9 protein-coding genes are annotated in these 11,118 nt (G+C 71.9%); 3 read left to right on the top strand and 6 right to left on the bottom strand.

Features of this window, described 5'->3' with window-relative positions; genetic code table 11:
* The first annotated feature begins 28 nt into the window (after positions 1-28).
* Complete coding sequence (locus tag AB3X10_RS21035) at positions 29-661, top strand: NAD-dependent dehydratase (protein WP_369977335.1); 633 nt, start codon at positions 29-31, stop codon at positions 659-661.
* Between the two features lie 203 nt (positions 662-864).
* On the opposite strand, the gene AB3X10_RS21030 is transcribed toward AB3X10_RS21035, so the two are convergent.
* Positions 865-2,157 (bottom strand): carbohydrate porin, encoded by a 1,293-nt coding sequence (locus AB3X10_RS21030; protein WP_369977334.1) that lies wholly within the window; start codon positions 2,155-2,157, stop codon positions 865-867.
* 883 nt (positions 2,158-3,040) lie between these two features.
* Positions 3,041-3,802, bottom strand: coding sequence for an SDR family NAD(P)-dependent oxidoreductase (locus tag AB3X10_RS21025; RefSeq protein ID WP_369977333.1), 762 nt, complete (start codon positions 3,800-3,802; stop codon positions 3,041-3,043).
* A 191-nt stretch (positions 3,803-3,993) separates the two neighbouring features.
* On the opposite strand from AB3X10_RS21025, the gene AB3X10_RS21020 reads away from it, so the two are divergent.
* Positions 3,994-4,320, top strand: a complete 327-nt coding sequence (locus tag AB3X10_RS21020) for a DUF6172 family protein (protein ID WP_369977332.1) — start codon at positions 3,994-3,996, stop codon at positions 4,318-4,320.
* A 253-nt stretch (positions 4,321-4,573) separates the two neighbouring features.
* Here AB3X10_RS21020 and AB3X10_RS21015 read toward each other — a convergent pair whose 3' ends face one another.
* Both AB3X10_RS21015 and AB3X10_RS21010 read right to left on the bottom strand, forming a co-directional pair.
* Positions 4,574-5,851, bottom strand: a complete 1,278-nt coding sequence (locus AB3X10_RS21015; protein WP_369977331.1) for a DEAD/DEAH box helicase — start codon at positions 5,849-5,851, stop codon at positions 4,574-4,576.
* Positions 5,852-6,290: 439 nt separating this feature from the next.
* Positions 6,291-7,868 carry a M4 family metallopeptidase gene (locus AB3X10_RS21010; RefSeq protein WP_369977330.1) on the bottom strand — a complete coding sequence of 526 codons (1,578 nt, stop codon included), beginning with the start codon at positions 7,866-7,868 and terminating at the stop codon, positions 6,291-6,293.
* A 715-nt stretch (positions 7,869-8,583) separates the two neighbouring features.
* Between AB3X10_RS21010 and AB3X10_RS21005 the strand changes: the two genes are divergently transcribed.
* A complete protein-coding gene (locus tag AB3X10_RS21005; protein ID WP_369977329.1) occupies positions 8,584-9,279 on the top strand; it encodes a hypothetical protein in 696 nt (231 codons plus the stop codon).
* 43 nt (positions 9,280-9,322) lie between these two features.
* On the opposite strand, the gene AB3X10_RS21000 is transcribed toward AB3X10_RS21005, so the two are convergent.
* Together AB3X10_RS21000 and AB3X10_RS20995 are read right to left on the bottom strand one after the other, a co-directional pair.
* Complete coding sequence (locus AB3X10_RS21000; RefSeq protein WP_369977328.1) at positions 9,323-10,771, bottom strand: dihydrolipoamide acetyltransferase family protein; 1,449 nt, start codon at positions 10,769-10,771, stop codon at positions 9,323-9,325.
* Positions 10,768-11,118, bottom strand: a complete 351-nt coding sequence (locus AB3X10_RS20995; RefSeq protein WP_369977327.1) for an SH3 domain-containing protein — start codon at positions 11,116-11,118, stop codon at positions 10,768-10,770. Before AB3X10_RS20995 ends, AB3X10_RS21000 begins: the two co-directional genes overlap by 4 nt.

Raw genomic sequence — 11,118 nt, 5'->3', positions numbered from 1 at the left:
ATTCACCCATTGCGCAAGGCCGCTTTCGATGAAGATCCTGCTCGCCGGCGCCACCGGCCTGGTCGGCGGCCACGCGCTGACCCAGTTGCTCGCCGCGCCGGACTGCGGCGCGGTGGTCGCGCCGACCCGGCGCGCGCTGGACCTGGTCCATCCCAAGCTGCACAACCCGCTGGTCGACTTCGACCGGCTGCCGGCGCAGGCGCCGTGGTGGCAGGTCGACGCGGCGATCTGCGCGCTGGGCACCACGATGAAGCAGGCAGGCTCGCGCGAGGCGTTCCGCCGCGTCGACCACGACTACCCGCTGGCGATCGCGCAGCTGCTGCGTCAGCACGGCGCCACCGCGTTCGCGTTGAACTCGGCGCTGGGCGCCGATCCGGGTTCGCGCGTGTTCTACAACCGGGTCAAGGGCGAACTGGAGCGCGACCTGCAGGCGCTGGGCTTCGCCTCGCTCGCCTTGGTCCGCCCCGGCCTGATCGGCGGCGAGCGCGCGCAACCGCGCGGCGCCGAGCGGCTCGCCGCCGCGCTGCTGCAGGGACTGGGTCCGCTGCTGCCGCGGCGCTACCGGATCAATCCCGCCGCGCGCGTCGCCGCCGCGCTGGTGGACAACGCGTTGCGGCCGCGTGCCGGCCGCCAGGTGGTCGGTTCGGAACAGCTGGCCTGAGCGCGAGGCGCCGATGGCGTGGCGTCGTGAGCAAGGCATGCGCTGCCGCGCCGGCGCAGTGCCGCAGCACGATGGTTGAAGAACAGGCGTTGCGGACCTGCCTGCCATGCAGGCGGCGTCGATGCGAGGCGCGTTGAACTGGCGTGCCGTGTCGGCATGGCGCCGTGCGAACGACGCCACCGCCGTGCCGCGGCACGCGACGCTCAGAAGGTCATGCTGACGCGCAGTCCGCCGACCACGCCGTTGTTGTCCTTGATCCCGTTGGCGTTGCGGATGTACTGCAGGTTCGGCATCAGCGACAGCGCCGGGGTGATGGCGTACTGGTAGTTCAGTTCCAGCGGGTATTCGTATTCCTGCACGCCCACCGCGGCCGCCCCGGCCGGCAGCGCGGCGTTGTAGCGGCGCTGCGCGTCGCCCAGGCGTTCGCTGACGCGGGTACGGCCGGCGGCGAAGCCGATGCGGTCGTCCGGACGCGAGGCGAACGGCGCATCCAGCCACGCGCCCAGCTGCAGCATCTGGTCGATGCGGTCGGTGTCCTTGTCGGCCTGCACCCAGTTACCGAACAGGCGCAGCGCGCCGCCGCCGGGCGTGCGCCACAGCGCCTGCTCGGCGGTGGCGTAGTAGCCGCGTTCGCTGTCCATCACCGCAGTGGCGTCGTCGCTGAGCTCCGACGGCAGGCCGCTGGCGGTGACCGTGTTGCGGTAGTTGGCGCTGTTGCGCCAGCCGCCGACGCGGTAATGGCCTTGCAGGCCGTCGCCGAACGTGGGCAGGTACTCGACCTCGGCCACCACCAGCGTGCCCTGGCTGTCGCCTTCGGTGCGCAGTTTCAGGCCCTGGTCGCGGTCCAGGTTGTTCGGGTTGACGTCGTAGGCGCCGAGCTTGAAGCGCCAGGCGTCGTTGGGCTTGAACGCCACCACCGCGCCGTACTGGCTGATCGGATCGACGTACCAGCCGTTGCTGACGTAGCCGGGCAGGCCGCCGCAGAAGCTCAGGTTCTGGAACTTGCAGGAGAACGAGAAGAAATCGCCATTGGCGTACAGGCGGCCGAGCTTGAGGCTGAGGCGGTCGTCGAACAGTTCCTGGGTCAGCGAGAACTGGCTCAGTCGCGTCACCGAGCCGCGGCCGTGGATCTCCTGCACCGCCAGCAGGGTGGGAAAGCCGGCCGTGTCGTTGAGCGAGTCGCCGTTGCGGTTGGCCACTTCGACCTTGAAGGTCGCGCCGCGCCAGGCCCACAGCTTGTCCAGGTCGAAGGTGCCGGCCAGGAAGAACTGGTCGGCGTAGGCGTAGGTATCGTCGCGGCTGCCGCCGGAATTGTTGTGCGCGAACTCGCCGGTGTAGGACAGGCGCAGGTCCACGCCGCTGTCGACCAGGCGGGTGCGTGCGCCGCCCCAGTCGCCGGTCAGGGTCTTGGCCGGATCGAAATCCTGCGCCGCGGCCTGCGCGCACAACAGCGCGGCCGACAGCGCCGCCAGGGCGATGCATGGGGTCTTGTTCATGGGTGACTCGCTTTGCACGGGGCCGGCGGGAGCGCGCGGCCGGTCATGGAGAGGACGCCGGCGCGGAGGCAGCGGCGCGGAGCAGGGTGGCGACCGTCGGCGATGCGGCCAGCGTCTCTGTGCCGCTGGCCGGCCGTGGCAGTGCGTGGTTCGACGGGCGGAGCGCCGGGCATGCGGGTGGCCCGGTGGCGGGAAACGGGACGGGTGACGGTGTCGATGCGTGGCTGGAACACATGGCCTCCAGGTCGCCCATCGCGATGCGTCGCGCTGGGCTTGTATGAACGCGGATGCAACCCCTGTGGCCGGAGCATAGCGTCGCCATGCGCGTTTCATGTTCGTTATTTTTCGAATTAGAACTTTCTTGTTTTTCTTTGTTCAGGGTGATGCGCGATCGCAACGCCGGAAGTGGATGCTTCGCTGGCGCGTCGCGCCTTGTGCGGCGAGGGTTTTGGCCATCGGCGTGTCGCGCCGCACGCGTCGCTCACCGCTGCTGCCGCTGCGGCGGCGCAGTGGATGAGCAGTGCGATTTGTTGCGTTGCAGCGTTCGAAGTGGCGCAGCAACCGCCGCGGCGGCGAGGGCGCCTGACCGACAACGTGGGGTCAGGCGGTCGCGCTGGCGGCTGCGTACCGCGTCTGTATCGCGTCTGCCGCCGATCGGCATCGGCGCGCCGAGACAGGCCGCGCGGCGGCGTCTCGGCACTGCGTGCAAGTCGCGGCTTCCCGCCCTGCTGTGCGGCCTGCGTGCGCGACCGCGCGTCTGGGATGCCCCGCGTCGCGGCGGTGTCCAATCGGTGCAGCCGGGTCTCGCTGTCACCCGGCGCCGGAGCACCGGGCGCGGCGGTCTTGGGCGACGCCGCCTGCGTGGCGCACGCCACGGCGCGGCTCAGGCGCCCAGCGACTGCCCGCCGTCCACCGCCAGGATCTGGCCGGTGATCCAGCGCGCCTGCGGCGAGGCCAGGAACAACGCGGCGTGGGTGACGTCCTGCAGCGCGCCGAAGTCGCCGAACGGAATGCCGGCACGGATGCGCCGGTACAGTTCCGGCTGCTGCTCGCGGCGCTGGTCCCACAGGCCGCCGGGGAACTCGATCGACCCCGGCGCGATCGCGTTGACCCGGATCCGCTCGCGCGCCAGCTCCGCGGCCAGGGTGGTGGTGTAGTAGTTCAGCGCGGCCTTCGCCGCCGAGTACGCCGGCACCCGCGGCGTGGGCCGCAGCGCGTTGATCGAGCTGATGTTGAGGATGCAGCCGCGGCCGCTGGCGCGCAGCCGCGGCAGGGCGGCGCGATTGCAGCGCACCGCGGCCATCAGGTCGATGTCGAACCCGGCCTGCCAGCTGGCGTCGTCGTCGCCATGGCCGTAGCCGGAAGCGTTGTTGACCATCACGTCGATGCCGCCCAGCGCGTCGGCCGCGTGCGCCACCCAGTCCTGGATCTGCGCCGGGTCGGCCAGGTCGCAGCCCAGCCGCGAGACCGGATGGCCGTGGCGGAGCAGTTGCTCGGCCGCATCGGCCAGGCCGGCGGGATTGCGCGCGCAGATCGCCACCGCGGCGCCCTGGCGCGCGAAGGCGTCGGCGATCGCCAGGCCGATGCCGCGGCTGGCGCCGGCGACGAGGACGCGGTAACCCGCGAAGGCGGAAGGGTCGGTCATCGGCTGCTCCTGCGGCGGCGCAGGCCTGCGCCAGGCACCGATTATCGGCCAATCCGCAGCGCGGGGCCGGCTTCTGGCACCATGGCGGCCCGCCGCGCACGCAGGCGGCCGGCAACAGCCGAGCAAGGCCCGCCAGTGGCCGCCGCCCCTGCCTGCCCGCCGCGTTCCCTCTTTCCAGGATCCTCCCCGCAGTGAAGAAGACCTACCAGCTCCGCATCGAAGGCAAGCATCCCGACCGCCTGCTCGACGCCAGCAAGCACGACATCCGCAAGTACATCCGCCGCGAGCGCCGCAAGACCTTGCCGGCCGGCGCCGACTACTGGGATTTCGACACGCTGTTCGGCACCGAAGAGGCCAGCGCCGCGGTCGTGGCGCCGGCCGACCTGCTGCGCTCGATCGATGCGCTGGTCGCCACCGGCGGCACCCAGTTCTACGTGGAGATCCGCAGCAAGCCGGGCAAGCGCACGCCGCGGCCGAAGGGCGACGCCGCGGCCGTGGCCGATCCGTTCGACGATTGAGCGCGGGCCGCGCAGCTTCCTGTTGGAGCGGAGCAGGGTGGTTTGCGGGCCATCGGCCGCGATGATCGAAGCGGGGCGTTTGGATTTCTGTCGCGGCTGAAGCCGCTCCTACAGAGGCGCTGTAGGAGCGGCTTCAGCCGCGACAGGCAGTCTCAGCGCACGGAGTGCATCGGATCGCGCGCGATCGGCGCTTTGCGAGATAGCGCCTGCACCGCTGCGCCGCGTGCAAGCCGCAGCAGCGCAGCCAACGCGATCACTCCTTCGCAGGCGGGGCGCCGCCGCCCTGCGCATTCGCCGCGCGCAGCTTGTCCTTCTTGCCCGGGCGCTTGCCCTTGATGCCGCCGGTCCGCGGCGCGGCCTCGGCGTCGGTCGCGGCCGCCAGCGCCGGCGTCGGTTCGAACCCGGCGATGCGCTCGCGCGGCACGCGCAGCTGCTGGCGCTTCTCGATCAGGCGCAGATGCGCTTCGCTGGCCGCGTCGACGAAGCTCAGCGCCACGCCGTCGGCGCCGGCGCGCCCGGTGCGGCCGATGCGGTGGGTGTAGTCGGCGGTGGCGCGCGGCAGGTCGTAGTTGACCACCACCGGCAGTTGCGCGATGTCCAATCCGCGCGCGGCGACATCGGTTGCCACCAGCACCTGCACCTGGCCGCTCCTGAAGCCGGCCAGCGCCTGGTTGCGGCGACCCTGGCTGAGTTCGCCATGGAACGGCTGCGCCGCCACGCCGGCCTTGCGCAGCTTCTCGGCCAGGTTGTCGGCGCCGCGCTGGCTGGCCACGAACACCAGCGCCTGCGCCCAGGCTTCGCTGTGCAGCAGGTGCCGCAGCAGCGCGGTGCGCTGCGCGCTGTCGACCTCGATCGCGCGCTGGCGGATCGTCGCCGGGGCCGCGGCGGCCACGTCCTCGCCGAGGCGCCGCGGCCCGCGCAGCAGGCGCCGCGCCAGCACCTCCACCTCGGCCGGGAAGGTGGCCGAGAACAGCAGGGTCTGCCGGCGCGGCGGCAGCAGCGCCAGGATCCGGCCCAGTTCCTCCTCGAAGCCCAGCGCCAGCAGGCGGTCGGCTTCGTCCAGCACCAGCGTGCGCACCGCGCCCAGCTCGAGCGCGTTGTGCGCCACCAGGTCGAGCAGCCGGCCCGGGGTGGCGACGACGATGTCGGTGCCGCCGCGCAACTTCATCATCTGCGGATTGAGCGCGGCACCGCCGGCGACCGCGGCCACGCGGATGCGCCGCGGCAGGTAGCGTCCCAGCGCCTGCAAGGTGTCGCCGACCTGGGCGGCCAGTTCGCGGGTCGGTACCAGCACCAGGCTGCGCGCGCGGCGGCTGGGCGGCGCCAGCGCCGCGCGCTGCAGCAGCGGCAGCGCGAACGCGGCGGTCTTGCCCGAGCCGGTCGCCGCGCAGGCCAGCACGTCGTCGCCGCGCAGGATCGGCGCGACCGCCTGCGCCTGGATCGCGGTGGGCGCGGTATAGCCGGCGGCGTCGAGCGCGCGGGAAAACGCGGGCAGCAGCTCGGGCGCGAGGCCCAGCGTGGCGAATGGCATGCAGCAAGGTCCGGAAAAAGGGTGGGCGAACGCGATGCCGCCGCGATGCGACGCGGCGGACGTAGCCGCGCAGCCTACCCGCAGCCGGACCTCTGTGCGAGGCGGGCGCGCAACCGGTCGCCCCGATCGCCGCCGCGTGCGAGACGGTCGCTCAGGTCGCAGCGGTGCCGCATCCATGCCCGATCGTCCCAAGCGACACGGTCGCCGCCGTCGCCGCTCGCGGGCAGGACGACGGCGCGCGCGGCGTGCGCAAGGCGCGGCCTTGCGTCGCCGATCGGGTGCCGAGCCGGTCGTGTCCGGCAGCGACGCGCGCAGGCGCTTCGCCATGCCGATGGGCGATGGTGCGGTTCGCACGCGTATCGGCGACGCCACGCCGGCCCACGCCGACGCCCGGCGATCCGCACAGGATCGCCGGGCGTCGGCTCCGCCGCAGGGGTGCTTACTGGGTGCAGGTCACGCCGACCGCAGTGAACGCGGCGGTCACCGCCGCCACCGAGCGGCCCAGGTCGCTGGCCGCGGTGCGCACGCCGCAGGCGCCGCTGTTGAAGCTGGTGCTCGGGGTCCAGTACAGGCGGTTGGCGCGGGCGAACACCTCGAAGGCGGTGCGCGTGTTCCAGCCGGAGGTCGTGGCCAGCTTGTAGAACGCCTTGTTGTAGACGCCGGAGGAGTAGTGCACGTCGAGCCCGCTGCGGTAGTTGGCGGCGTTGTCGATCGAGGAGCCGTCCTGCGGCGGGTTGGCCATGTAGCGCAGCGCACCGGTGGACTTGAAGATCTCCGGGCCGACCAGGAAATCGTTGCTGCCCTTGAGGTAATACTCGGTGGCCTCGCCGGCGATGTCCGAATAGGCTTCGTTGATGCCGCCGGACTGGCCGGAGTAGGTGAGGCCGGAATTCTGCTCGGTGAAGCCGTGCGAGACCTCGTGGCCGGCGACGTCGACGCTGACCAGCGGATAGAAGCGGGTGGCGCCGTCGCCGAAAGTCATCGTCGAGCCGTTCCAGAACGCGTTCTCGTAGCGCGTGCTGTAGTGCACCCGCATCACCAACTGGAAGCTCAGCGGCGCCACGCCGGCATAGGCGCGGTACATCTTCTCGATGACGCCGCCGAAGTAGTGCGCGTCGTTGATCGGCGAGTAGGCGCCGTTGATGGCCTTATAGGTGTTGCGCGGGCAGGTGAACTGGTAGGCGGTGCTGCCGGAGGTGCCGCCGTTGAGGTTCACCGACTTCACCGTGCTGTTCTGCATGCGGCAGCTGTCGTCCACCTCGAGGAAACCGTGGATGCTGCCGCTGGTGCCGTATTCGTATTGCCCGGTCTTGGCGTTGCCGCCGGGGCCGGTGGCATCGCGGGTGGTCAGGCCTTCCCACTGCCGCAGCACCGCGCCGCTGCGCGCATCGACGATCACGAACGGCCGGGTCGGCTCGCCGCCCTGCGGCGCATCGGCGAAGAACGACACCACGTAGGCCATGTGCGCGCGGTCGTCGTCGTCCAGGTAGATCATCTGCGGCGCCTGCGCGCGCTCGATGCGGCGCGCGGCCAGCGCATCGCCGAGCGCGGCGCGCTTGGCCAGCTCCAGCGCACGGTTGGCCGGCAGCAACGCCGCGGCGGCGGCCGTCGCGGTGGCCGGCAGCTCGCTGGCCAAGCCGGCGACCGAGCGCCCGAACAGGCTGCGCACGCTGCCGTCGCTGCGCTCGCTGACGACGACGTGCTCGCCCCAGATCGGCACGCCGCGGAAGGTCTGCTGGTAGCGGCTGTGCACGGTGCCGTCGCTGTCGGTGCTGCTACTCAGCAGGCTCAGCGCGGACTCGGCATCCAGCCCGACCAGCTCGGCGTGGCGCACCGCGGCGGCGGCCGGCACCCCGCCCAGGCTGGTGGTGGCGGCCTTGTACTGCGCGTTGAGCGTGCCGAGATCCTTGCCGTGCAGGTCCACGCGCTCGGCCGCGGTGGCGGAGGCGGCGGCGAGGGCGAGCAGCAGCGACGGCAGCAGCGCCAGCGGGCGCTGGCGGCGGATGGACTGGGTCATGTTCGGGTTCCTCGTAGGCGTTAGGGAATGTCTTGCCAGCGCGGCAGCGCATGGCTGCCACGTGTCGTTGCGGTTGTGTCGTGGATCGCGTCGGCGTTGCGGCCAGTGGCGCGCTGCCGTCCCCCTGGCAGCGAACATAACGATGCGGTTACAGGTCGTGGTAGACAGCTTTCGTTCAGATTTCGGATGTGGGATGGCGAGCCGGATGCGTTGCCTGGGCCGGCATCGCGGCCGGCCTGCCCGGCAGGCGTGGCGCGAAGCGGTGCGCAGCAAACAGCGCGCGATCGAGCCGCGCTTGCGGCAAGCGAACGTGGCGGTCGACGCAAGCGAGCGCGACGCACATAATCGGGGCAGGCGTCCTGCCAGCTGCGCAATGTTTATCGCGGAATCGGCGCGGGTTGCGGCGGCGTAGCGCAGCCGCACTGCGCGCAATGCGCAAGAACAGCGAAAAATCGCGTATTTCCCGCCGAATTTCGCATGATGCGTAAGCTTGATTGCGGTACTTTCGGTGAATGTAGAAAATCCGTTATGCCGTCTTTGCCATGCCGATGGAGTTAATCGGTAGACGCGGGCGATCCAAACTGCGTGGCAGTTCACTGTTGGGCGGATTGGCGATTGCCGTCGCCGATCGTGGATTGCTATATATCGGCCGCGTTTCGTCGCTGCGGCGCTGGCTGCCGACGAGTGTCCCTTCCCCCCTCGGGATCGCAACGGTATGACCTCTTCGCTCTTGCGGCCGATCGCGGCTGCGCTTGCCGCGGCGGTGCGCGCGTGCCGGCAGCCGCCGGCGCCCGCCGCCGCCGTGCGACATGGCGCGCACGGCCTGGCGATGCGCAGCGTGCTCGGCCTGGCCCTGGCTGTTGGTATTGCGCTGGCCGCGCCGCCGCTGTCGGCGCAGGCGCCGGACATCCAGGCGCTGCGCCAGGCGGCGACCGGCGCGCGCTTCACGCTTGGCCATTCGACCTATCGCCTGATCCCCGGTGCGGTGGTGCGGCTGCGCGAGAAGGAGCGTCCGCGCGACCGGCGCATGGCGCATGCGGGCGCCGGCGTGCTCGCCTCGATCGGCCCGTACGCGATCCTGCTGGGGCGCGATGCAGGCAATGCGGCGCAGGCGGCGGCCGATCCCTCCCGGCCGGACGAACGCCTGGCCGCGGCGATCAACGAACTGACCGCGCAGACGGTGCTGGTCGCGCCCAAGCTCAAGCTGTTCGGGACCACGCCGGCGGTGGTCGAAGCGCTGGCGCGCAGGACCGGCGGCACCCTGGTCTACGCCTCGGCGATGGATGGCAGCGCGGTGATCGGCTACGGCTCGGTCGAGGCTGCGCATGCGGCGCTGCTGCAACTGCAGAAGGCCAGCGGCGTGACCGAGGTGGCGTTGCAGGTGATCCAGGCCTTCGACGAACGCAACTGAGGCGTGGCAACCGCCGCCTCCTGGCGAGGCGGCGGCGCGCGGTTCAGCCCGGCAGGGCCAGGTCGTCGATCATCGCGCGCAGGAAGCGCGCCGCCTCGCCGCCGGTGCAGGCGCGGTGGTCGAAGCTCAGCGACAGCGGCAGCAGCTTGTGCGTCTCCACCCCGCCCATCACCGGCACCAGCTGGTGGCGGGCGCGGCCGGCGGCGACGATGGCCACGCACGGCGGCACCACGATCGGGGTGGCGTAGCGGCCGGCGAACATGCCGAAGTTGGACAGCGAGATGGTGTAGCCGCTCAGTTCCGAGGCGGCGATGCTGCGCGTTTCCACCTGCTGGCGCAGGCGGTTGACGCCTTCGCGGATGCCGCGCGCGTCGAGCATGTCGGCGTTGCGCAGCGCCGGCACGAACAGGCCGTCGTCGGTGTCCACGGCGATGCCGATGTCCACCTGCGCATGCAGCGTGCGGGTCAGCGCCTCGCCGTCGAACCAGGCATTGAGCGCCGGCACCGCGCGACAGGCGGCGACGATCGCGCGCACTAGGCGCGCGGTCATGTCGTTGCCGGGCGCCCAGGCGTGCAGGTCGGCGTCGTCGTTGAGCGTGGTCAGCACCACCTGCTGCTGCGCCTGCGCCATCACCCGCGCCATGTTGCGGCGCACGCCCTTGAGCGGCTCCGGCTGGCCGTGCGCGACGACGCCGGGCGGCTGCGTGCGCATCGGCTTGCCGGCCGCGGACAGCGGCGTGCGCGAAGGTGTCGCCGGCGCTGTGGCTGTTGCCGTTGCAGGAGCGGCTTCAGCCGCGACCTGTGGTGACTGTGCGGTCGCGGCTGATGGCCCGAGGCCACCCTGAGCCGCTCCTGCAACAGCCGAGCCGTCGGCCGCGGCCTGCTTCACGTCGGCCAGGGTCACCGCGCCGTCGCCGCCGCTGGCGCGGACCCGCGCCAGGTCCACGCCCAGCTTCCTGGCCAGCGCGCGCACCGCCGGCATCGCGCGCACGCCGCCGACCGAGACCGTGCGCTCGCTGTGCACGGCGTTGGAGCTCTGCATCGCACCGACCACGGTGCCGGCGTCGTCGCGCGCGCCGCCGCCCGGCGCCGCGTCGGCATCGGGCAGTTCGCCGCCGGTGTCGGAGGCGACCACGCGGTCGTTGTCGCCCGGCGCGTCGGCGCCGGCGCCCTTGCCGGGGTGGGCCGGCGCGGCGCCGCCGTGGTGGTGGCCGGTGTCCTGGCCTTCGGCGCGCTGCGGCATGTCGGGATCGGGCGCGAACTGCGCCAGCATGCTGCCGGTGACGACGATGTCGCCCGGCGCGCCGGCCAGTTTCAGCACCTTGCCGGAGACCGGCGAGGGCACCTCGACCACGGCCTTGGCGGTTTCCATCGACACCAGCGGCTCGTCCAGCCGGATGGTGTCGCCTTCCTTGACGAACCATTCGACGATGGTGGCGTCGGGCAGGCCTTCGCCCAGGTCGGGCAGATTGAAGTTCTTGGTTTGGCTCATGGGGTCTCTTCCAGCAGTTCCAGGTCGCGCGCCGGCAGCCAGCCCTGCACGCCGTCGGCGCGCTCGGACCACCACCAGTCGCCGTATTCGTGATGCAGGGTCACGGTGTCGCCCTGCGCCGCATCCAGTTCGCGCGCATCGTAGTCGCGCAGCGCCTCGGCGTGGCCGTCGCCGGTCGCGCGCAGCCAGGCCAGCGGCGCCCAGCCGGCGCTGCCGGCGGCGGTCGTGGTCCAGACGAAGGCCGGCCATTCCTCGTCGCGCACGCCCAGCACCACCCGCTCGCCGGCGGCGAAGCGGATCGGGTGCGGGTAGGCGGCGCGGTAGTCGCTGAGCAGGCGCGCCCGCAT

This window comes from Xanthomonas sp. DAR 80977 (assembly GCF_041240605.1).
Lineage (GTDB): Bacteria > Pseudomonadota > Gammaproteobacteria > Xanthomonadales > Xanthomonadaceae > Xanthomonas_A > Xanthomonas_A bundabergensis.
This window is presented reverse-complemented; position numbering and strand designations above follow the sequence as displayed.

Bases quoted from the DNA above. Each gene is read 5' to 3' on its own strand.
- AB3X10_RS21035 (WP_369977335.1), top strand. From the start codon at position 29: ATGAAGATCCTGCTCGCCGGCGCCACCGGCCTGGTCGGCGGCCACGCG.
- AB3X10_RS21030 (WP_369977334.1), bottom strand. From the start codon at position 2,157: ATGAACAAGACCCCATGCATCGCCCTGGCGGCGCTGTCGGCCGCGCTG.
- AB3X10_RS21025 (WP_369977333.1), bottom strand. From the start codon at position 3,802: ATGACCGACCCTTCCGCCTTCGCGGGTTACCGCGTCCTCGTCGCCGGC.
- AB3X10_RS21015 (WP_369977331.1), bottom strand. From the start codon at position 5,851: ATGCCATTCGCCACGCTGGGCCTCGCGCCCGAGCTGCTGCCCGCGTTT.
- AB3X10_RS21010 (WP_369977330.1), bottom strand. From the start codon at position 7,868: ATGACCCAGTCCATCCGCCGCCAGCGCCCGCTGGCGCTGCTGCCGTCG.
- AB3X10_RS21005 (WP_369977329.1), top strand. From the start codon at position 8,584: ATGACCTCTTCGCTCTTGCGGCCGATCGCGGCTGCGCTTGCCGCGGCG.
- AB3X10_RS21000 (WP_369977328.1), bottom strand. From the start codon at position 10,771: ATGAGCCAAACCAAGAACTTCAATCTGCCCGACCTGGGCGAAGGCCTG.
- AB3X10_RS20995 (WP_369977327.1), bottom strand. From the start codon at position 11,118: ATGCGGGCGCGCCTGCTCAGCGACTACCGCGCCGCCTACCCGCACCCG.